Origin of the sequence: Marinobacter algicola DG893 (assembly GCF_000170835.1) — a bacterium.
Lineage (GTDB): Bacteria > Pseudomonadota > Gammaproteobacteria > Pseudomonadales > Oleiphilaceae > Marinobacter > Marinobacter algicola.
The window spans coordinates 39660-61428 of the sequence record NZ_ABCP01000012.1 but is presented as its reverse complement, the minus strand read 5'-3'; the positions used below and the strand labels follow the sequence as shown (position 1 = coordinate 61428).

The 21769-nt window shown below is 57.6% G+C and carries 22 protein-coding genes; 15 read left to right on the top strand and 7 right to left on the bottom strand.

Annotated features, from left to right (window positions below; all coding sequences use genetic code 11):
* Position 1: 1 nt before the first annotated feature.
* Positions 2–487, bottom strand: coding sequence for a glutathione peroxidase (locus tag MDG893_RS10255; RefSeq protein ID WP_007153709.1), 486 nt, complete (start codon positions 485–487; stop codon positions 2–4).
* A 240-nt stretch (positions 488–727) separates the two neighbouring features.
* Here MDG893_RS10255 and MDG893_RS10250 point away from each other — a divergent pair, with 240 nt between their 5' ends.
* The 3 genes from MDG893_RS10250 (at position 728) to htpX (ending at position 3396) form a co-directional block, all read left to right on the top strand.
* Positions 728–1942, top strand: coding sequence for a pyridoxal phosphate-dependent aminotransferase (locus MDG893_RS10250; RefSeq protein WP_007153708.1), 1215 nt, complete (start codon positions 728–730; stop codon positions 1940–1942).
* A gap of 10 nt (positions 1943–1952) precedes the next feature.
* On the top strand, positions 1953–2414 hold the full coding sequence (locus tag MDG893_RS10245; protein ID WP_007153707.1) for a hypothetical protein: 462 nt from the start codon (positions 1953–1955) through the stop codon (positions 2412–2414).
* A gap of 97 nt (positions 2415–2511) precedes the next feature.
* Positions 2512–3396, top strand: a complete 885-nt coding sequence (gene htpX / locus MDG893_RS10240) for a protease HtpX (RefSeq protein WP_007153706.1) — start codon at positions 2512–2514, stop codon at positions 3394–3396.
* Between the two features lie 36 nt (positions 3397–3432).
* Here the strand turns inward: htpX and pdxB are convergent, their stop codons facing one another.
* Genes pdxB through MDG893_RS10225 form a run of 3 tightly spaced genes read right to left on the bottom strand, consistent with a single transcriptional unit; the run spans position 3433 to position 6478 of the window.
* Positions 3433–4587, bottom strand: coding sequence for a 4-phosphoerythronate dehydrogenase PdxB (gene pdxB / locus MDG893_RS10235; protein ID WP_007153705.1), 1155 nt, complete (start codon positions 4585–4587; stop codon positions 3433–3435).
* 19 nt (positions 4588–4606) lie between these two features.
* Positions 4607–5893, bottom strand: coding sequence for a DEAD/DEAH box helicase (locus MDG893_RS10230; protein WP_007153704.1), 1287 nt, complete (start codon positions 5891–5893; stop codon positions 4607–4609).
* A 6-nt stretch (positions 5894–5899) separates the two neighbouring features.
* Positions 5900–6478, bottom strand: a complete 579-nt coding sequence (locus tag MDG893_RS10225) for an elongation factor P hydroxylase (RefSeq protein ID WP_007153703.1) — start codon at positions 6476–6478, stop codon at positions 5900–5902.
* Between the two features lie 150 nt (positions 6479–6628).
* Between MDG893_RS10225 and dsbD the strand changes: the two genes are divergently transcribed.
* Positions 6629–8533 (top strand): protein-disulfide reductase DsbD, encoded by a 1905-nt coding sequence (gene dsbD / locus MDG893_RS10220; RefSeq protein WP_007153702.1) that lies wholly within the window; start codon positions 6629–6631, stop codon positions 8531–8533.
* 10 nt (positions 8534–8543) lie between these two features.
* On the opposite strand, the gene tusA is transcribed toward dsbD, so the two are convergent.
* A complete protein-coding gene (gene tusA / locus MDG893_RS10215; protein ID WP_007153701.1) occupies positions 8544–8783 on the bottom strand; it encodes a sulfurtransferase TusA in 240 nt (79 codons plus the stop codon).
* A gap of 89 nt (positions 8784–8872) precedes the next feature.
* On the opposite strand from tusA, the gene MDG893_RS10210 reads away from it, so the two are divergent.
* Positions 8873–9157, top strand: a complete 285-nt coding sequence (locus MDG893_RS10210) for an antibiotic biosynthesis monooxygenase family protein (protein WP_007153700.1) — start codon at positions 8873–8875, stop codon at positions 9155–9157.
* 20 nt (positions 9158–9177) lie between these two features.
* Here MDG893_RS10210 and rlmM read toward each other — a convergent pair whose 3' ends face one another.
* Positions 9178–10254 (bottom strand): 23S rRNA (cytidine(2498)-2'-O)-methyltransferase RlmM, encoded by a 1077-nt coding sequence (rlmM, locus tag MDG893_RS10205; protein WP_007153699.1) that lies wholly within the window; start codon positions 10252–10254, stop codon positions 9178–9180.
* A gap of 112 nt (positions 10255–10366) precedes the next feature.
* On the opposite strand from rlmM, the gene MDG893_RS10200 reads away from it, so the two are divergent.
* Positions 10367–12208, top strand: a complete 1842-nt coding sequence (locus MDG893_RS10200) for a sensor domain-containing diguanylate cyclase (protein ID WP_007153698.1) — start codon at positions 10367–10369, stop codon at positions 12206–12208.
* Between the two features lies 1 nt (position 12209).
* Here MDG893_RS10200 and MDG893_RS10195 read toward each other — a convergent pair whose 3' ends face one another.
* Complete coding sequence (locus MDG893_RS10195; protein ID WP_050776493.1) at positions 12210–12872, bottom strand: alpha/beta family hydrolase; 663 nt, start codon at positions 12870–12872, stop codon at positions 12210–12212.
* A gap of 228 nt (positions 12873–13100) precedes the next feature.
* Here MDG893_RS10195 and ccoN point away from each other — a divergent pair, with 228 nt between their 5' ends.
* The 9 genes from ccoN to MDG893_RS10150 all read left to right on the top strand — a co-directional run bounded on the left by ccoN (position 13101) and on the right by MDG893_RS10150 (position 21762).
* Positions 13101–14531 carry a cytochrome-c oxidase, cbb3-type subunit I gene (gene ccoN, locus MDG893_RS10190; protein ID WP_007153696.1) on the top strand — a complete coding sequence of 477 codons (1431 nt, stop codon included), beginning with the start codon at positions 13101–13103 and terminating at the stop codon, positions 14529–14531.
* A gap of 15 nt (positions 14532–14546) precedes the next feature.
* A complete protein-coding gene (gene ccoO / locus MDG893_RS10185; protein ID WP_007153695.1) occupies positions 14547–15155 on the top strand; it encodes a cytochrome-c oxidase, cbb3-type subunit II in 609 nt (202 codons plus the stop codon).
* A gap of 5 nt (positions 15156–15160) precedes the next feature.
* Positions 15161–15346 (top strand): CcoQ/FixQ family Cbb3-type cytochrome c oxidase assembly chaperone, encoded by a 186-nt coding sequence (locus MDG893_RS10180; RefSeq protein ID WP_007153694.1) that lies wholly within the window; start codon positions 15161–15163, stop codon positions 15344–15346.
* The gene (gene ccoP, locus MDG893_RS10175) at positions 15343–16233 is read left to right on the top strand and encodes a cytochrome-c oxidase, cbb3-type subunit III (protein ID WP_007153693.1); all 891 of its coding nucleotides are present in this window, start codon (positions 15343–15345) and stop codon (positions 16231–16233) included. Before MDG893_RS10180 ends, ccoP begins: the two co-directional genes overlap by 4 nt.
* A 132-nt stretch (positions 16234–16365) precedes the next feature.
* Positions 16366–17799 (top strand): cytochrome c oxidase accessory protein CcoG, encoded by a 1434-nt coding sequence (gene ccoG, locus MDG893_RS10170; protein WP_007153692.1) that lies wholly within the window; start codon positions 16366–16368, stop codon positions 17797–17799.
* Positions 17800–17843: 44 nt separating this feature from the next.
* The gene (locus MDG893_RS10165) at positions 17844–18359 is read left to right on the top strand and encodes a FixH family protein (RefSeq protein ID WP_007153691.1); all 516 of its coding nucleotides are present in this window, start codon (positions 17844–17846) and stop codon (positions 18357–18359) included.
* On the top strand, positions 18356–20803 hold the full coding sequence (locus tag MDG893_RS10160) for a heavy metal translocating P-type ATPase (protein WP_007153690.1): 2448 nt from the start codon (positions 18356–18358) through the stop codon (positions 20801–20803). The genes MDG893_RS10165 and MDG893_RS10160 overlap by 4 nt, the downstream gene beginning before the upstream one ends.
* 54 nt (positions 20804–20857) lie before the next feature.
* Entirely contained in the window at positions 20858–21067 is a 210-nt protein-coding gene (gene ccoS / locus MDG893_RS10155; protein ID WP_007153689.1) for a cbb3-type cytochrome oxidase assembly protein CcoS, read from the top strand.
* The gene (locus MDG893_RS10150; protein ID WP_007153688.1) at positions 21067–21762 is read left to right on the top strand and encodes a sulfite exporter TauE/SafE family protein; all 696 of its coding nucleotides are present in this window, start codon (positions 21067–21069) and stop codon (positions 21760–21762) included. The genes ccoS and MDG893_RS10150 overlap by 1 nt, the downstream gene beginning before the upstream one ends.
* Positions 21763–21769 lie beyond the last annotated feature (7 nt).

The window sequence follows — 21769 nt, the reverse complement described above, 5'->3', positions numbered from 1 at the left end:
TTTACAGTAACGCTTCAATGTCGGCGCGAATGGCTGACGGCTTGGTGGTCGGCGGGTAACGACGCACCACTTCACCGTCACGATTCACGAGGAACTTGGTGAAATTCCACTTAACGGCTTCCGAACCCAACAGTCCCTTGGCACTGTGCTTCAGGTATTCAAACAACGGGTGGGCATTAGGGCCGTTAACGTCAATCTTTGCGAACATGGGAAAGTCCACGCCGTAGTTAAGGCTACAGAATTCGCTGATGGCCTTGTCGTCCGCCGGGTCCTGATTCCGGAACTGATTGCAGGGGAAACCAAGCACTTCGAGGCCTTTTTCTTTCAGCTCGACGTACAGAGACTGCAAACCCTCGAACTGGGGTGTAAAACCGCATTTGCTAGCTGTGTTTACGATCAACAGAACTTTGCCACGGAACTCATCCAGGGAATGCTCCTCGCCACGAATATCAGCCGCGTTAAAGTCGTAGATGCTTTGCCTGCTCATTACATTCCTCCTTTGTATTTCTCGCTATTATATTTTGCACAACCCTATTTACAACTGATTCCGCCACGGTTGTCACGCTCAGTTCATGGAATCTGTGAGCTTTGGGCGTTAAATCTCCGCATTTATGCCACAATTCATCACAATTGGCCTGTTGCCGCCGGCCGTTGCTCCGCTAGAATACAGACTTGTCTTTGAAACATGGCACTTGCCATCTTACCGATCTGAGGAAATACCGGGCTTATGCAGAACTATCTCAAATCCGCCAAGCTGGATAACGTGTGTTACGAGATACGTGGCGTGGTTCTGCGTGAAGCCCGTCGGCTGGAGGAAGAGGGCCACCGGGTTCTCAAGCTCAATATCGGCAACCCGGCGGCTTTCGAACTGGACGTTCCCGAAGAAATCCAGCAGGACGTTATTCACAACATGCCCCTGGCCCAGGGGTATGTTGAATCAAAGGGGTTGTTTTCCGCCCGCAAGGCGGTGATGCACTATTGCCAGCAACGGGGCATCGACAAGGTGGATATCGACGATATCTACCTTGGCAACGGCGTCAGCGAAATGATTGTGATGTCCATGCAGGCCATGCTCAATACCGGCGACGAGGTGCTGATCCCGGCCCCTGACTACCCGCTCTGGACTGCTGCCGTGACCCTGTCCAGCGGCAAGCCGGTGCACTACCGGTGCGACGAGCAGCAGGACTGGTTCCCGGATATCGACGATATCCGCAAGAAGATCACCCGCCGCACCCGGGCAATCGTGCTTATCAACCCCAACAACCCGACCGGCGCCGTGTACTCCCGCGAATTGCTGGAACAGGTGGTGGAGCTGGCGCGGCAACACAACCTGATCGTGCTCTCCGACGAGATCTACGACAAAATCCTGTATGACGGCACTGAACACGTCCCCACCGCGTCTCTGGCCGATGACGTGCTGTTCTTTACCTATAACGGCCTATCCAAGAACTATCGTGCCGCCGGTTACCGTTCCGGCTGGATGATTATCAGCGGCGCCAAACACCGCGCGCGGGACCTGATCGAGGGCATCGAAATGCTCTCCAACATGCGCCTGTGCGCCAATGTACCGGCCCAGCTGGCCATCCAGACCGCGCTTGGTGGCTACCAGTCGATCGAAGACCTGGTAGCACCTGGTGGTCGCCTGTACGAACAACGGGAAACAGCCTGGAACCTGCTCAATGATATTCCAGGTGTCAGCTGTGTGAAGCCCAAAGGCGCTCTATATCTGTTTCCGAAACTGGACCCAAAGCGCTTCCCTATCGTCAATGACGAAAAGCTGGTTTTGGACCTGCTGCTACAGGAACGCATTCTCCTGGTTCAGGGTTCCGCCTTTAACATCGACGACAAGCAACACCTGCGTGTGGTCTTCCTGCCCCGTGAAGACGCCCTTGAGGATGCCATGAAGCGTTTGGCACACTTCCTGTCGTCCTACCAGTTGTAAAGGGGGCTTGATGGCGGACATTCATATCGAAGAGTTTTACAAGGACGCCGCAATCGCCCTGGTTCAGCTCTACAATGCCTTTCCCCGAAGGGTGAACCTGTTTGTGGAAGACATTGCTGGCCCCGACGAACCAGACGAGTTCGGGCTCCACAGCAAGCGGCACATGGCCTGCTTCGGCACCCTGCTCTGGTTGGCCGAAGAAGGCCTGCTCCGCTACGTGGATACCATCCGCCAGGAAGCCCTGGACCAGGCCGTTCTGACCCAGCAGGCGTTCGTGCGGCTGAGCTCACCTGCCAACCCTGATCTGCACGAGGAAGACAACTCCGACAGCAGCCAGGACCTGCCCCCGGCTGTCCGCGAGGATTTTTCCACGCACATACATACGCTTCGCAACGCTCTCCGGAGCGGTAGCTCCGCAAAAATCAGCCGCGTAATGCAGGCGACATTCTTTCGTGATCGTTTCGATCATTAAATTGGCGTAAACCTGTTGAACATGGCCACGCCGGCCACATATAAATAGCCAGACACAAACCGCGGTCTGCGGCCGATGATTCAACAAGGGATTCAAGATGCGTATTCTGCTGTTTCTTGCCACCAACCTGGCTGTCATTCTTGTCGCCAGTTTCACCCTGAAGCTCTTGGGTGTTGACAGCTACCTCGCCCAGAACGGGATCCAGTACGGTTCACTGCTTGCCTTTGCCGCGGTCTTCGGCTTTGCCGGCGCCATTGTATCGCTACTGATTTCCAAGCCCGTGGCCAAGTGGAGCACCAAGGCAAAGGTGATCGAGTCGCCACGCACGCCGGCTGAGCGCTGGCTGGTGGACACCGTTCGCGAGCTTTCGAAAAATGCCGGCATCGGTATGCCGGAAGTCGCCATTTTCCCGGCCTCACAATCCAACGCCTTTGCCACCGGCTGGAACAAGAACAACTCCCTGGTAGCCGTCAGCGAGGGCCTGCTGCACCGCTTTAACAAGGATGAGATCCGTGCAGTCCTTGGCCACGAAATAGGCCACGTGGCCAACGGCGACATGGTAACCCTCGCGCTGATTCAGGGTGTGGTGAACACGTTCGTGATTTTTGCGTCCCGCGTGATCGGCTCGTTTGTTGACCGAGTGGTGTTCAAGAACGAAAGCGGGCACGGTATCGGCTTCTTCGTGGTCAGTATCGCGGCGGAAATTGTGCTCGGCATTCTTGCCAGTACCATCGTGTTCTGGTTCTCGCGTCGCCGGGAGTATCGTGCCGACATCGCTGGCGCGCAACTGGCAGGCCGTGGCGCCATGATCAACGCCCTGGCGCGGCTGAAACAGGAAAGTGAAGTGCCTGATCAGATGCCCGACAGCCTGCAGGCGTTTGGCATCAATCGAGGTGCGAGGGCGGGCATCAGCGCCCTGTTCATGACACACCCGCCGCTGGACAGCCGGATCGAGGCCCTGAAGAGCGCGCAACTGTCATAGTTGCGAATGGGTGCAACAGGCGCGTTTGCGGGAACGTCAGAGCTTCAGCTTAAAGCCAAGGGCCCGGAAAGTATCCTGCATGGATTTGCTGGTGCCCTTGAGCTGGATCTTCAAACTGGAAAACTCCCGGCGTACCGGATAATCCCGGCGCAACCGGTCAAAGGCCTGCGCCCGTTCTTCCGGCGGCAACGCCATCGCCAGCCGCATACGGGCGTCATCCTGGCGCGGATCGTAGCAGGACCGTATGGCAATATTGGCTGACGCCATTTCTTCGGCGGCACTGGTAAAGGAGAGTTTATTCAACGCCGGTTCTGGCAGGAACTGCCCCGCCTTCTTGCGGGTGGGCAACCCCATGTAACGACTCAGTGCCTGGTACACCACCTCACTACCCTGCACCTTACCTTCCAGGCTATAGCCTGCGATGTGGGGGGTCGCAAGCCATACTTTTTCCACCAGTTCAGCGTGAACCCGGGGCTCATGCTCAAAAACATCCAGTACCACTGTGGGTGCGTTTGGCGCTTCCAAACGCGCCAGCAAGGCGGAGGTTTCGATAACTTCGCCGCGACTGGAATTGATAAGCAACTGGTCTTCAGTCAGGGCAGACAATCGCTCCTGCCCGAGCATATGAAGCGTTGCATGCTCTCCATCGCGGGTCAGAGGCGTGTGCAGTGTTACCACGTCGCACGCCATGGCCTCTTCAAGACTGACGAATTCCTCGCCTTCGTCACCTTCCCGTTCGGCCCTTGGAGGGTCACAAAGGCGCACATTGAAACCGAGCCTGTCCAGCTTGTGTGCAAGCTCTCCACCCACATTGCCGGCACCCACGATACCAACACTGAGCTTTGACCAGTCCGCCATACCACGCTTTTCCGCGTGCAGCGAGATCACTGACAGCACGTACTCCACAACACTGTTGGCGTTGCAGCCGGGAGCCGCCGAAAACGCGATGCCACTGGATTCAAGCCATTTCTGATCGACATGGTCGGTACCGATGGTACAGGTACCAACGAAGCGGACCCGGCTTCCTTCAAGCAATGCCTGATTGACCCGGGTGACTGAACGAACCAGCAGGATATCCGCATTCTGAACATCCGCAGCAGACATCGTGCGCCCGGACACTGGTCGTATCTCGCCGATATCGCCAAAAAACGATTCCAGTAAGGGTATGTTCTCGTCCGCTACTATCCGCATGATCCTGCTTCCCAACCTGTTAGTTCCTGCGTTGACGCTGGTTACCGCCACGTCCGCCCTGGCTGCGGTTGCCCTGGGGACGCCGGCCACCACGTTTGCGAGTGATGGGTGGCTTCTCGAGTTCGGTCATCAGCGCTTCATCCGGCACCGCCGTGGTCAGTTTCTGGCTGATGTAGGACTCGATGGCCGGCAGTGAAAAGGCATCGTCCTCACTGGCAAAGCTGACAGAGACACCGTGCTTTCCCGCCCGACCGGTGCGCCCGATTCGGTGAACGTAATCTTCAGCGTTGTCAGGAAGATTATAGTTGAATACGTGGGTTACTCCGTCGACGTGGATACCGCGACCGGCAACATCCGTGGCGACCAGTACCTGAATACTGCCATTCTTGAACTGTTCCAATGTCTTGAGCCGCTTGTTCTGGGCGATTTCCCCGGACATCAGCGCGACCTTTACGCCCTGGTTGCGAAGGTCTTCATCGAGGTCACGGCACTGGTCACGACGGTTCGCAAAGACGATGGCCTTCTCCACCTCGGGGCGCTGAAGATAGTTCACCAGCACCGGCAGTTTTTCATCCTCGCCCACCAGATAGACGGTCTGCTTCACTCGCTCGGCGGTCTTTTGCTCCGGTTCGATCTCGACGAATTCCGCGCTTTTAGTCCACATTGAGGCGAGGTTGAGAACATCCTGATTAAAGGTAGCGCTGAACAACAAGGTCTGACGCTCTTCCTTTGGCGTGCATTTGCGGATAATGCGCTTCACATCGGGAATAAAGCCCATGTCGAGCATACGGTCCGCTTCATCCAGGATCAGGATGTCGAGCTGGTCGAGAAACACATCCTGAGAGCCCAGGAAATCAATCAGCCGGCCCGGGGTTGCCACCAGTATGTCAACGATCTCGTTCTGGAGCTGATCGCGCTGCTTATCGTAGTTCATACCGCCCACCACGGTGACCACATTATGGCCCGTGTACCCGCAAAGCTGCTCCGCGTCCTTGGCGATCTGCATGGCCAGTTCACGGGTTGGCGCCAGGGCCAGAACCCGGGGTTCCGAGGCAAACCGGTCCTCTTTCGGAATCGGCGTTTCCAGCATGCTCTGGATGGCGGTAATCAGGAACGCGGCGGTTTTGCCGGTGCCGGTCTGCGCCTGGCCGATCAGGTCCTGGCACGCAAGGGTGAACGGAAGAGTCTCTGCCTGGATAGGCGTACAATGCTCAAAACCGATATCGGTGATGGCATCGAGCACTCGCTGGTCAAGGTTAAGATCCTTGAAAAAGGTTTTGCCGGCTTCGGGTGCGTCAGATGTCATGTTGCTTCAATCTACCTCAGTGTCTGTGTCGGAATCGTCGGGCATCAGGCGCCTGGTCTCTTTCTTCCAGACTTCGTTAAAATCAGCCGCGGTTCCGTAAAATGTCTTGAGCGTTTCGAAAAACAGGCCCGCGCGGGCCGGCATGCCGTGCTCAAGGTAATAATCTGCCTGCGCCCGCACATTGCTGCGAAAGGCGTTCTCATCCCATGCCCCGCAACCGGAGAGATTGTCGACGCTGATGTGGAAACGTGTGCCCGATGCGGCAGAGAACAGCCACTCCAGGGCCTGCGGCTTGATTTCAGCCTTCTCAAAGGCTTGCTGCTGCGCCTCGTTGCGGCCATCGGGACAGTACCAGTAGCCAAAGTCCCGAAGTGTGCGCCGGTGCTCACCGGCGATACACCAATGACTGATTTCGTGCAGAGCACTGGCATAATAACCGTGAGCAAAGATAATCTGTGCGTAACTGCCAGACGCCGTTGCGGGCAGGTATTCAGGCTCATCGCTGCCCTTGACCAGAACGGTCCGGTAGTCCTCCCGGAACAGGTCACTGAACAGCATGATAAGATCATCAGGATCGTGTTTCATGGGACGGCTATTGTGCGACTTTAGACCGTTCAATACCAGAGGGAACTTTTGCCTGACAAATGAGTCCATTGCAACCTTGAGATGTAAGGTTTCAACAGACACTGAGACCGCGCAGATATTTCCGGAACCAGCTACGGTAATCGATTGACTATGACCGGCAACAACACAGCCTCACGCAGTAGTACTCTCTATCGGGTGCTGAGCCGCTTTTTCGTGTTTCTGGCGCTGGCCGCCGTATCACTGTTCGCGTCCGGGGCAGGCAATTCGCTGTTCGGCGGCAGTAACGATTTCCTGCCGGTGGACGAAGCCCTGCCGTTCAGTTACACCGTTGATGCCGGCGCTATTGTGCTGTCCTGGGATGTCACTCCTGAACACTACCTCTATAAAGGTCGCATCCAGGTCAGCAGCAAAACCGACGGCGTCACCCTGGGTGAACCCGATTTCTCCTACACCGGCACCGATACGGAGGATGAGTTCTTCGGCAAGGTCACGGTCTTCTACGACCCTGTCCAGGCACGCGTCCCGGTCAATCTCCCTGAAGGCGTCCGCGAGGCGGAGCTCCAGGTAACCTACCAGGGCTGTGCCAAGGCCGGCCTGTGCTACCCGCCGCAAACCCGTGACGCGCTGTACTACGCCAGCACCGGAAGCAACGATGCCTCTGTTCCTGCCGGCGCTTCGGGGTCATCAGGCAGTGCCCGATCATCTTCAGCAAATGCACCCACAGATACATCCACAGCGACCGGCCTGGCCGGTTTTTTGGCCAACCAGTCTGTCCTGGTTATCGCGGCCCTGTTTCTGCTGCTGGGGCTGGGGCTGACCTTTACACCTTGCGTCCTGCCCATGGTGCCGATCATTTCCTCACTGGTGTCCGGGCGCAACACCAGTACCACCGCCCACGCGCTGTTACTGTCCGGCAGTTATGTCCTGGGTATGGCACTGACCTATGCCGCAGCGGGTGTGATTACCGGGTTACTGGGTGCCAGCTTCAACCTTCAGGCGCATCTACAGTCGCCGTGGGTGTTGAGCGTTTTCGCGGCGCTGTTCGTGGTATTTGCCCTGTCCATGTTCAACCTGTTTGAAATACAGCTCCCCCGATTTATCCGGGAGCCGCTCAACGATGCCAGCCATCGTCTGACCGGAAGCCGGGTCGTCAGCATCTTCGGTATCGGTGCGCTATCAGCCCTGATCGTGTCGCCCTGCGTGTCGGCACCGCTTGCGGGCAGCCTGCTCTACATCAGTACCACCCAGGATGCCGTCATCGGAGGCGTGGCCCTGTTCGCCCTTGGGCTCGGCATGGGCATTCCCCTGATGCTCGTGGCGGTGGGTGGCCGTAAACTGTTGCCTTCCACCGGTCCGTGGATGAACGTGGTTAAAGCCTTCTACGGCGTCATGCTGCTGGCTGTTGCGATCTGGTTGGTGGAACGGCTGGTACCAGCCTGGCTGGCACTGACACTCTGGGGGTTACTGATTGCCGTGACGGGCGTGCAGCTCGGAGCCTTCGATGCCGCAAAGGCTGGCTGGGAGCGAACCCGCAAAGGCCTTGGCCTGGTGATGTTTGCCTACGGTATTGCACTCTTGGCCGGCGCGGTGTCTGGCGCCAATGATCCAATGAAGCCATTAGCACCGTTCACGGCAGCCAACCCGGCGGTTGCTGGGGGCTCTGCGCCCCAGATGGACCACGCCCAGTTCCTCCGGTTGGAATCGCCCGCCGATATTCGCAATCAACTGGCCCAGGCGAAGCGGGACGGCACCCCGGTCATGCTGGACTTCTACGCCGACTGGTGCATCTCCTGCAAGGTCATGGAGCGAAACGTCTTCAGTCATGACGCTGTTATCCAGGCGCTTTCACCCTACACACTGCTGCAATTGGATATGACGGACAACACGCCGGCCCAGCAGGCACTGCTTGAAGAGCTGGGCCTGTTCGGCCCGCCAGCCATTCTGTTTTATGGCAACGATGGGGCTGAACTGGAAACCGCCCGGATATTGGGCGAAATGGACCGCGAACAGTTCCTCGGCCATCTGAACACACTGGGCATGTCCGGCGGCTCCTGACAGCCTACGGTCACTCTCCTCGGCGGATGAAATAAACGAATTCCTGGTCGTCCTCGGCGCTGTACATCAACTCGTGATTCAGGAACTGGCAGAACCTTGGTATGTCACGGGTTGTTGACGGATCCGTGGCAACCACCTTCAAGACACCGCCTACACTGATATCCACGATCCTGTTGTGCAGTAGCATGACGGGTTCCGGGCAAAACAGCCCCCGGGCGTCCAGCTCTGCATCGTGTTCCGGTTGCTCCAATGTTCTTCCTCCTGCGATTCAACCTGAATTTTGGAAAATACGTGCTAAATTATTGTTTATAGCTGTCAAAAAACAAAACGAGGTAAACAATGATCCGAGTGCTGATTGAACGTCATATTGCTGAAACACTCGAATCCGCCTACGAGGACAGATCCCGCAAGGTCCTTCAGAACGCTGTAGGCGCTCCCGGCTTCGTTTCGGGTGAAACGCTGGTCGATACCAACGACTCCAACCATCGCCTCACCCTCTCGAACTGGCGCTCCGAAGCTGACTGGCAGCGCTGGTTCCTCTCGGAGGAACGCCGGGAACTGATGGCGGAGCTGATTCCAATGATGGACCGGGACGAGATTATCACCGTGTGGCAGCATAGCTAAAGCACGCTATTCACAGGTGATTAGTCCCTGCGCTCTATGAAACAGGTGATCTCCTCACGATCATGGTAGAGGTGACGGGCCCTCAGCAGGAAGTTCATTTCCGTCCGTGCGAGGCCATCCTCCAGGATGTCCCTGCATGCCAACCACTCGTCATACCGTTTTTTCATCGGTAGTTTCAGGTTGAAAACGGTATAACGGCAGAGCTTGGCGGACAGCCAATGCACCACCATCTCCGATGTTCGACGTGGGTGGTCGACAATATCGCACACCATCCAGTCCACACCGCGCCGGGGCCGCCATTGATAACCATCTGCCTCAACATGCTCCACGTGCCCGGAAGCCATCAACTCAGGATTCATGGGTCCGTTATCAACGGCAGTCACCATCATACCCTGCCTGACCAGTTGCCAGGTCCAGCCGCCGGGAGCTGCACCCAGGTCCACAGCCTGCTTGCCACTTCCCAGGTAGTCCAGTTCCTGGCCCGGAGGCAGGAATACCTTCCACGCTTCTTCCAGTTTCAGCGCCGACCGGCTGGGGGCGGACGCGGGCAGTCGAAGCCTTGGAATGCCACCGACGTAGCGCGCACGATTGCGAGCCAGACTGAACCCGATAATGGCGCGCTCGAATCCCGTCAGTAACACTTCAAGCCGGGCCGGCGACTCAGCTTTCGAATCCTTGCCCAGTAACCCGGCGCCCCTGAGCGCTTTCGACAACGGGGAGACCCATTTGCGTGCGAAATTACCAAGATCTGCGTCAGCGTTGTTTTCGGGAAGGCGAATTTCAACGCGGGCACAGACAGGAATCGCCCCTTCAACGGATCGCAATGCGTCAATGACAGCCCCGACCCGGTCAGATGTGGGTAGGGCTGCGTCCGCTAAAACCACAAACCAGTCCCTGACAAACACCAGTTGGTCGATGGACAGCCGCTGGAGCAGTGTTTCCACCTGCCCAGGCCCCGGGCAGTGAAAGGTCAGAAATCCCTGGTTTACAGAGGGCTCGAAGTAACCATAGACCCCGCCCCCGGCTGCGGAGTCGGTTAACTCCCGCCCCGCTTCCGTCTCGAACCCGGGACGACAAATTGCAATCAGTTGTTCCATTAGGCACCTGGACAGGGCTTCTCGTCAGAAATCCCAAATTTGAATCTGTTTAACATATACACAGCCCTCATTTGTCTACACTATTGGGCTTTCCGCTGGCAGGAATACCTCAATGCCGCTGTACCTGCGCTATCTGCTCCCACTGATAGGACTACTACTGGTCACTGACCTGTCACTGGCAGCCCTTGCGGGAACGACACCGCATTGTCCGGCACTGGACGCCAACAACCCGGCGCAGCGGGAAGCGCTGATGAGCCATGTCTGCTTCCTGAGTGCAACACCGGGAACGCCCGAACATCGGGCCGAATCTCCCGATGAACTGCCGGCGGATATTCAGTGGACATCCGCCAAGGGGCACGATCTGGTATTCAGCCACACCAAGTCGGTTTACTGGGTTCGCCTCAATGTTCAGAACTCTGGCAACACCCAGAAGCTCTGGTACCTGAAGCTCAATTACCCACTGCTGGATGAAGTGACATTCTGGCGCTCCGGTAAAATCGTTGGACCCGCCATGACCACAGGGGACCAGCACCCGTTCCTCTCGCGAGGCATAGATTACCGGTATTTCCTGCTCCCCGTCACGCTCGGCGCTGGCGAAACCCAAACCATCACCATGAGAATTCAGAGTAGCGGGGCGTTGAATGTCCCGCTGTCACTGGAAACGCCGGAAACCACAATCGCGGAAAGCAACCATCTCACCCTCATACACGGCATCTTCTATGGGGCGTTGCTGGTTTTCGCGGTATTCAACCTGCTGCTCTTTTTCAGTTCCGGTACTGGCTACTACTTCTACAATGCCTTTTACATGGCATCTTTGGGGCTGTTCCTGTTTGCCATGGGCGGTTTCGCCAACCAGTATTTCTGGCCCGACAGCACCGGTTTCGCCAATACATCGATTCCCATGTTGATGTCGATCAGCTCGCTGGCCATGACCCTTTTCGGGCGTTCATTTCTCGAAATCCCCACCAACACCATTGCTGACAAGGTGCTGACGGGGCTGGCCCTGACCAGCACGGGGCTGTTCATCATGGCGTTCCTGTTGCCCTACAACAAATCCATCGTTCTCAACACCGGGATTGCATTGGTGATCATCGCCTGCCTGTTTGTCATGGGCATCGTTCGCTGGCGCCAGGGTTACTCTCCCGCCAAGTGGTACGTGATGGCATGGTCCGGCATGCTCGCAGGCGCCCTGATCTATTCGATGGCTGCCTTTGGCTATCTGGCCGATTTCCTGGCCCGGGAAATCTTTATGCAGGCCGCCGTGGGAGCGCAGGTCATCCTGCTCAATTACGCCATGGTCCAGCGCTGGCGACTATTGAATGAAAAGCTGCTGGATGTTGAACATAACGCCAGAACGGAGCTTGAGCTCAAGGTGCATGAACGCACCGCTCAGCTGCGTAGCACCATGAGGGAGCTGGAAAAGGCAAACCGGCAGTTGGCGAACCTCAGCCTCAATGACGCTCTGACCGGGCTCTATAATCGGCGCCATATGGACAATCTGCTGCCCGAACTCTGCGCAGAAGCCAGACGCACTGGTCAACCCCTGACCATTGCCTTGCTCGATGCTGACCACTTCAAGGCTGTCAACGACTCCTGGGGACACGAGTTTGGTGATCGTTGTCTGCAGCACATTGCCGGTATCCTCAGGCGCCATGTCAAACGACCACGTGATGTTGCGATCCGATTTGGCGGAGAGGAGTTTGCCATCCTGCTGCCCGGCACTGACGCGGAAGGCGCCCTGGGCGTCTGTAACGGAATTCTTGAGGATATCGCCGCGATACGTGTGCCTGCGGACGATGGCACACCGGTCACGCTGACTATGAGTGCCGGTACCGCAACGTTATTGCAGGAGGATGATGAGCGAGACCTGTTCCGGCGTGCCGATGAGGCACTCTATCGCGCCAAAGCACGCGGTCGAAACCGGACCGAGCAGGCAACAGCCGAGAGTTCCTGACTCACACCTCCCTGGTCATAAACCTCGCAGCTGTTGCCGCCGCCTGATGGATCAGGTCTTCCCGGCTCTCACTTTGTCGCGCCAGCGGCCGATAATCGTGGTCTCCGCCTTCCAGCCAGGCCAGATTTACGTTATCCAGCGCATCCAGGTCACGCGCCGCAACCTCTGCCTGTCTGCCGAAAGGATCCCGTGTCCCCTGAATGATCTGTATTGGCCGGCACAGCGACTGGAAATGATCCGTCCGCCACCGGTCATTCTTGCCAGGAGGGTGAAAGGGATAGCCAAAACACACGGCACCACGGACCGAGTCGTCAATACCGGGCTCCGCCGCCAGAATGCTGGCCATTCGCCCCCCCATGGACTTGCCTCCGACAAACACGCCGGCCTGGCCGTCGACGCCGGCGCAGGCTTCTGCTATGACCGCGCGGAAGTGTCCAAGCAGGGTTGGCTGGCGGTCTGGTGGCCGCTTTTTGCCATCCTGCCGTCGCTTCTCCATATACGGGAACTCAAACCGGACGGTCGTCACGCCCTGCGCTGACAGCGCTGCCGCCAGGAGCTCCATGAACGGAGAATCGGCAGGTGCACCTGCGCCATGTGCAAGGACAAGCACCGGCGCGGCCACACTACCTTGCGCCCTGGTTTTGAATACGGTTACAGAATTCACCAAACCTCCGAATTATGACTATCATTAGTGTTCCGGGAAGCAATGCATCAACCGAACATCAAAAACCGCTTTTGGAGCATTCGTGATTACCCTTGTAGATTCGCCATGTTACTGATTTAGACACAGTTGACAGAGTTCCAGAGTTGATCTACGTCATTGCAAACAGCTAATCGTTTCTCCATACTTGCGCCCGCATATTTTCCCCACTCTAAACCCATTGGTAAGGCTATGAGCACAGTAAATGCTAACCTGACATACAACTACAAGGTGGTGAGACAGTTTGCCATCATGACGTTGGTCTGGGGCATTGTTGGCATGGGCATGGGTGTGCTGATCGCATCCCAGCTTGTTTGGCCCTCGATGAACCTGGATTTCTCCTGGACTCACTTCGGTCGTTTACGGCCGCTCCACACAAACCTCGTCATCTTCGGGTTTGGTGGTTCAGCACTGTTTGCCACCTCCTATTACGTTGTTCAGCGTACCTGTCAGGCGCGACTGATCTCCGATGGACTCGCGGCGTTCACCTTCTGGGGCTGGCAAGCCGTGATGGTCGCGGCGATCATCACCCTGCCAATGGGCCTCACGTCTTCCAAGGAATACGCAGAACTCGAGTGGCCAATTGATATCCTTATCGCCATTGTCTGGGTGTCTTACGCATTGGTTTTCTTTGGCACCATCATGCGGCGCGCCACTGCCCACATCTATGTGGCCAACTGGTTCTACGGCGGATTTATCCTGACCGTAGCCATTCTGCACATCGGTAACAACCTGGCCTTACCGGCGGGAGCGTTTAAATCCTACTCCGCCTACGCGGGCGTAACAGACGCGATGATGCAGTGGTGGTGGGGCCATAACGCGGTCGGTTTCTTCTTGACTGCTGGCTTCCTGGGGATGATGTATTACTTTGTTCCCAAACAGGCCAACCGCCCGATCTACTCCTATCGCCTCTCCATTGTTCACTTCTGGGCACTGATTGCCACCTACGTATGGGCGGGTGGCCACCATCTGCACTACTCGGCGCTACCGGACTGGGCCCAAACCGCGGGTATGGTGATGTCACTGATCCTGCTTGCACCCTCCTGGGGTGGCATGATCAACGGCATGATGACGCTGTCGGGGGCCTGGCACAAACTCCGTACCGACCCGATCCTGCGCTTCCTCGTGGTGTCGCTGTCATTCTATGGCATGTCCACGTTTGAAGGCCCGATGATGGCCATCAAGACGGTGAATGCGCTGTCGCACAACACCGACTGGACCATTGGCCACGTTCACTCCGGCGCTCTGGGCTGGGTTGCCATGATCAGTATCGGCGCCATCTATCACCTGATTCCCAAGCTGTGGGGCCTTCAGGCCATGTACAGCGTCAGCCTGATCAACGTCCACTTCTGGCTGGCCACCGTGGGCACAGTACTTTACATCGTTGCCATGTGGGTGAACGGCATCATGCAGGGGCTTATGTGGCGCGCCGTCAACGAAGACGGAACCCTGACCTACAGCTTTGTCGAAGCCCTTGAAGCGTCCGAATCAGGCTACTTCGTGCGATTCCTTGGCGGTGTGATTTTCCTGACCGGTATGCTGGTAATGGCATACAACGTTTACATGACCGTGCGTCAGAAAGAAGCCGTTGCTCAGGACAACACAGCAGCGCAAGCGGCGTAACGGGAGACAGAATCAATGAAACACGAAATAGTTGAAAAGAACCTGGGGCTGATGATCGTGCTGATCATCTTCACCATCAGCGGCGGGTTCCTGGCAGAGGTGGTTCCACTGTTCTTCCTGGATGAGACCAACGAGCCGGTCGAGGGCCTGGAGCCCCTGTCGGCACTGGAACTGGAAGGCCGGGACATTTACATCCGTGAAGGCTGCCACGTCTGCCACACCCAGCAGATCCGTCCGTTCCGCGCAGAAACCGAGCGTTACGGCCATTACTCCGTCGCGGGCGAGTTTGTCTACGACCGTCCGTTCCTGTGGGGCTCCAAGCGTACAGGTCCTGACCTTGCCCGTGTCGGTGGTCGCTACTCCGACGCCTGGCAGCGTCAGCACCTGTACGATCCCCGCAGCGTTGTGCCTGAATCCAACATGCCCGCCTTCCCGTGGCTGTTCGAGAATCGCATCGATCACACCAGCACCGAGTCCAAGCTGGAAACGCTCCAGACTCTGGGCGTGCCCTATACCGATGAGCAGGTTGCCGGTGCCGCCGACGAAGTCAGGGGCAAATTCGAAATCGAAGCCCTGGTGGCGTACCTGCAACAGCTTGGTACCGTGATTTCAGATAAACGGTGATCCCCATGGATATTAACGAGTTACGCGGCATTCACTCACTGGTCATTATGGCCATGTTTCTTGGCATCATCTGGTGGGCCTACAGCGCCCACCGGAAGAAGCCCAACGAAGAGGCTTCCCACCTGCCCTTCGAGGATGACGACGTGGAAAAGCGTACTCTTGAACAGGAACAGACGGAGAAAAAGCAATGAGTACCTTCTGGAGCATCTGGATCAGCGTGATCGTGCTCGGTACCGTGTTTGGCTGTTGGTGGCTTCTGTATGCCACCCGCAAGGGCCAGACCACCGATACTGAAACCAACAAAACCGTTGGTCATTCGTTCGATGGCATTGAAGAATACGACAACCCGCTGCCCAAGTGGTGGTACTACCTTTTTATCGCGACCTGTGTTTTCGCGCTGGGCTATCTCGCCCTGTACCCAGGCCTGGGTAACTACAAAGGGTTGCTGGGATGGACTGCCGAGAACCAGTGGCAGGCCGAAATGCAACAGGCGGATGCCCGTTACGGCGAGCTTTACGCCAAGTTCGGTGACACACCGGTGGCCGAGTTGGCTGAGAACGACGATGCCATGAAGATGGGCCAGCGTTTGTTCGCCAACAACTGCGCCGTGTGCCATGGCTCGGCCGGGCGCGGCTCCCTCGGCTTTCCTAACCTGACGGATGACGATTGGCTGTATGGCGGCGATCCGGACACCATCCTGACCACCCTCCACCAAGGCCGTAACGGAAACATGCCTGCCAAGGGCATGATGCCGGGCATGACCTCTGATCAGATTGATCAGGTAGTCAACTACGTGCTCAGCTTTAGCGACCGGGCAAAGGACGAGGAAGCGGCAGCCAAGGGCGAGCAGGTGTTTGCACAGGCCTGTTCGGCTTGTCACGGTGAGAACGGCAAGGGTAACCAGGCCATGGGTGCTCCGAACCTCACTGACAATACCTGGCTGTACGGCTCCACCTACGAGTGGATCAAGGAAACCGTGGTGAACGGTCGTGCGAACCAGATGCCCGCACAGGGCGGTCGGCTCTCCGACGACCAGATCCAGATCTTGGCTGCGTACGTCTATAGCCTGTCCAACTGAGTACCCGGCCGGGATTCTGTCCCGGCCCGGTCTGCTCAACCCTTGGCCTGCAACCTGCGGACCAAGGCTTGAGAAGATCGACTGCCCCACAGTCCACTGTGAATCAGGGCGCCACATCATCGGGAGGTAACGATGAGCAGTGAGATTCCGGTCAAACAGATTGACCCGTCCTCTGACACCTCCGACAACAATAAAAACACCGGAACTGTCGAGCTATACGCCAGCCGCAAAAAGATCTACGTCAAAGGGGTCAAGAAGGGCTTCTTTCAGCGTATCCGGAATGTCAGCCTGACAGCCCTGATGGGCATGTACTTCCTGTTCGTCTGGTTTACCGTGGATGGTCAGCCACTGATTCATTTCGATCTCCCGGCACGGGAATTCCATCTTTATGGAACCACGTTCTATCCCCAGGATTTTATCCTGCTGTCGGGTATGCTGATCATCGCCGCTTTTGGTCTGTTTTTTATCACCACGCTGTTTGGCCGCGTGTGGTGTGGTTATACATGCCCCCAGACCGTTTGGACGTTTATCTTCATGTGGGTGGAGGAGCGTATAGAGGGCAGCCGCAACAAGCGGATGAAACTGGACAAGGCGCCCCGTTCCGTCGAGAAAATCGCCAAAAAATCCGCGAAGCACTCCGCCTGGCTGCTGATTGCGCTGGCCACCGGCCTGACCTTTGTTGGTTACTTCTACCCCATCCGTGAGCTCATCACCGACCTGTTCACATTACAGGCCAACGGTTGGGCCTATTTCTGGGTGGCCTTCTTTACAGCCGCCACCTATCTGAACGCCGGCTGGCTGCGCGAGCAGGTATGTCTGTATATGTGCCCTTACGCCCGCTTCCAGTCCGTTATGTTCGACCCTGATACCCGCGTGGTGTCCTATGATCCCAACCGGGGAGAGCCCCGCGGCGGGCGCAAAAAAGGCATTGAACCTTCGGAACTGGGCCTCGGTGACTGCATCGATTGTGGTCAGTGCGTTCAGGTTTGTCCCACCGGCATCGACATTCGCGACGGACTGCAGTACGAGTGTATTGGCTGCGCGTTGTGCATTGATGCCTGCGACGAAGTCATGGACAAGATGGAGTATCCCCGCGGCCTGATTCGCTACACCACTGAGAACGAACTGGAGGGTAAAACCTCGAAGTTGATGAGGCCGCGCACCTTCGGTTACGGATTGGTATTGGCGCTGATGGTTGGTGCGATTATATTCACCATTGCCACCCGGGTTCCGGCACAACTTGATGTTCTGAGGGATCGGGGCGCCCTCTTCAGCTTTAACGGTGAAGGCCGGGTAGAGAACACCTACACGCTGAAAGTCGACAACATGTCGGAAGTGCCGCAAACCTTTACGATCTCGGTTTCAGGCCTGGAAGGCATCCGGCTGCTGACCGAGAACACCCTGACTGTGGCGAGCAGTGAAAACCGGGCACTGCCGACGGTGGTGGATGTCGCACCTGAGAACATCTCGGAAAGCAACAATGCCATTGTCTTCACGCTTGAATCACAATCCGACAAATCGCTCGTTCTTGAAACCGAAAGCCGGTTTGTCGGTCCAAATCGCTGATTCCCTGACACCCACCAGAGGGACCAGCCTTGAGAGACAGCACTATGAATGAAAACGCACCCGTCGTTCCCTGGTACCGGCAACCCTGGCTGTGGTTCCTGCTGATATTCCCCGGCGCCGCTATTATCTGGTGCTCCATTGCCATCACCGTCGCGATAAATACCGATAACTCCATGGTTACCGATGACTATTCCAAGGAGGGTCGCGGGATCAACATGGCGATCGCCCGCGACCAGAAAGCTGAAGACCTGGGCCTGAAGGCCGACATGACGTTTGGCGAACGGGAAATCACCCTCTCCATGGATACTGCCAACGGTCCTGCAGACTACCCTTACCTGATACTGAGCCTGTACCACCCGACCATGTCGGAGTACGACCGCACCATTCAGTTCCGGGCAATCGGTGAAGGACTGTACAGCGCCACCCTAAATCAGCCGATTGAAGGCCGCTGGTATTTTGACCTGCGTGGCCCGGACAACCAATGGCGACTGAAGGGTGAGTCCAGCCTGCCGTCGCAACGTTCCCTGAGCCTCGGTGCGGTCACAGAAGACCGCGGGTGACCCCCTTGGATTGTTATCATTGTGGTGAGCCGGCCATTGGAACGCCACCCATCACCCTGGAACTCGAAGGGGCGCTGCGCCACTTCTGCTGCGTTGGGTGCAAAGCGGTCTGTGAGACTATTCGCGCCGAAGGTCTCACCGGGTTCTACCAGTTCCGCACCGAGCCGGCCGTCACGCCGAAGGCGCTCAGCGATTCCGAACGTAATCGTATTCTCGAAGTGGACCATCCTCTGGTTCAGAAGTCGTTTGTATCTCCTGTTACCGCCGGCCAGGAAGCCACATTGCTGGTAAGCGGCATTACCTGCGCTGCTTGCATCTGGTTACTGGAAAACCACATGGCCAGGCAACCGGGCGTGGTGTCGTTTTCCGTCAATCACAGCACCCAGCGCGCGCGGCTCGTCTGGAACCCGGAGCACTCAAAACTCAGCCAGTTACTGATTGCGGTCCATGAACTGGGCTACCGTGCCCGCCCCTATCAGGCCGATGAGGCCGAAAAAGCCCTGAAAGCCGAACATCGCTCCGCACTGATCCGCCTTGCCGTCGCTGGGATAGCCTCGTTCCAGAGTATGATGCTGGCTTTTCCTCTATATTTCGAGCTGGTGAATGACCTGTCGCCAGAGTTTGTCAGTTTTTTCCGCTGGTTCAGTCTTCTGGTCGCCACCCCCGTTGTGTTTTATAGCGCTCGCCCTTTCTTCACTAACGCGTTCAGGGATCTTCGCAGCCGCCACCTGACCATGGACGTGCCGGTGGCCACGGCCATTGGCCTGGCCTATGTTGCCAGCGCCTGGGTGACGGTGTTTGGCGGCGAGGAAGTCTATTTCGAGTCTGTCTGCATGTTCACCTTTTTCCTGCAGCTTGGCCGCTACATCGAAATGCAGGCCCGTTACCGCGCCGGGCTGACCGGCAATGCACTGGCCGGCTTCCAGCCCATGGTCGCCAACCGCATCCGAGGGAACGACAGTGATATCGTTGCCACCCACGACCTCGTTGCAGGCGATATCCTTCGCATCCGGCCCGGCGAGACATTGCCCGCAGACGGCGTCATCGTTAGCGGCCACTCCACCCTTAACGAAGCGGCGTTAACCGGTGAATATCTGCCAGAAACCCGCAGTGAGGGTGACCCCGTCCATGCTGGCAGCATCAACGGCGCCAGCCCTTTGGACATTGAGGTTCGCCGTGCCGGCGCACAAACCAGGCTGTCCGGCATTTTACGGGTACTGGATCGGGTGCAGGCTGAGAAACCGCCCGTTGCGCTGGCGGCTGATCGAATTGCCGGTGTGTTTGTCAGCCGCGTGCTGATCCTGGCCCCGCTGATCTGGATTGGCTGGTGGCTGGCCGGCGCCGATAATGCCTTCGACATTACGCTCTCGGTATTGGTAGTAACCTGCCCCTGCGCCCTCTCACTTGCCACTCCAACGGCAATAACGTCGGCAACCATGAGGCTCCGCAAGCTGGGCTTCCTTCCGACACGCGGACACACCCTGGAATCCCTGAACACCATCGATACGGTGATTTTCGACAAAACCGGGACCCTGACCCGAGGCGAGCTCAGCCTGGTGAATACCCGCACCTTTGCTGCCCTTGATGCGGGCCAGTGCCGGCAACTGGCTGCCAGCCTGGAGAAGCATTCGGAACACCCTATCGCCAGGGTATTCCACCAGATACCCGGTAACGCCGCCAGGCACGTACAAAACCACTTGGGTGGTGGTCTGTCGGGACAGGTAAACGGTGCTCCCCTCTATATCGGACACCGGGATTTTGTGGAACAGAGGGTGGGTAGCCCGGCGCCCGCATCCAACGCCTCCAATGGTATAGAGATTTGGCTGGCCACGGACCGTGACTGGCTGGCCCGGTTCACACTGGACGACGAGCCCAGGTCGGATGCACGAGAGGCCGTCCAGGCCCTGCAAAACGCAGGACTGCGCACCATCCTTCTCAGCGGTGACCGCTCAGGACACGTTGAGCAGATAGCGGGCAGGCTCGGTATTGATGAGGCCATTGGCCAGGCTTCACCGGAAGACAAACTCCGTGTGCTGGAGAACCTCCGCGACCAGGGCCACCACATCATGATGGTGGGTGATGGTCTCAATGATCTGCCTTCCATGGCCGGTGCTGGTGTATCCGTGGCCATGGGGAGCGCTGCCGATCTGACCCAACTCAAGGCCGATGCAGTACTGTTGAGCGGGCAATTGACGCAACTGCCCGAAGCTCTGAAAGCCGGCCAGGACACACGCCGCGTCATCCGCCAGAACATGGCCTGGGCACTGGCCTACAACGTCTGCGCCCTGCCCCTGGCAGCAGCAGGCTTGGTTCCACCCTGGCTGGCGGCCATCGGCATGTCACTCAGCTCACTGGTGGTGGTACTCAATGCCATGCGGCTTGGCAGGCAGCGAGGCAACCCGGCGTTTCACAACCCGGCGGTTGGCGCCGAAGCAACGTCCTGATACCGTGAACACTGAATCACCCAATACGTCTGAGGTAGCCCTGTGCAAATCGTAATGATCCTGGTTCCGGTCATGCTGATCCTGGTGGCACTAGGCATCCTGCTGTTCTCGTGGGCCGTCAAGAATGGCCAGTACGATGACCTTGATGGACCAGCCCATCGCATCCTCTATGACGATGACAAAGACATGATCCCGGACGACGCCAAACAGCCCAAGCAGGATGCCAACTCTGCCGAGGAGCCGGGCGATAGCCACAAATCCTGATGGGCGAAGAACTTTACCTGAGTTACTCCAGTGCCTTCCTGATTGGTCTGCTCGGCAGCACCCATTGCCTGAGTATGTGCGGAGGGATCAGCGCGTCCCTGTCCATGGCACTGCCCGTTGGCCGGGGCTTTCGTGTTCGCCAGACCGGCATGCTGCTCGCCTTCAATGGCGGGCGGATTGGCAGCTATGCGGCGATTGCCGCCCTGATCGCGCTGCTGAGCACCAGCGCCTCGGCCTATTGGGCGCAACTTGGCCCGATACTTCGAACAATGGCAGGAATTCTTCTGATCCTGATGGGGCTGTCCATGGGGCAGTGGTGGCAAGGCATTCGCTACGTGGAACGCATCGGCGCCCCGGTCTGGAAACGGCTATCACCGCTCACCGCTCGGGTGCTCCCGGTGCATCACTTCCACCAATCGCTCATCCTGGGCGCGCTCTGGGGCTGGCTGCCCTGCGGGCTGGTCTACAGCACCCTGGGCTGGGCCGCCCTGCAACCCTCGGTGGGTAGCGCGGCCGCCACCATGTTGTTCTTCGGCCTCGGTACCCTGCCGTCCATGCTGGCCACCGGTTACGCCGCCACCTGGATACGAAAACTGCGGGAACACCAACACTTTCGGCAGATCGCCGGGCTACTGCTGATCGGTTTTGGTATCTGGACCCTTCCTGTCACCGCCCTTCTGCATACAGGTCACTGATAGGCAA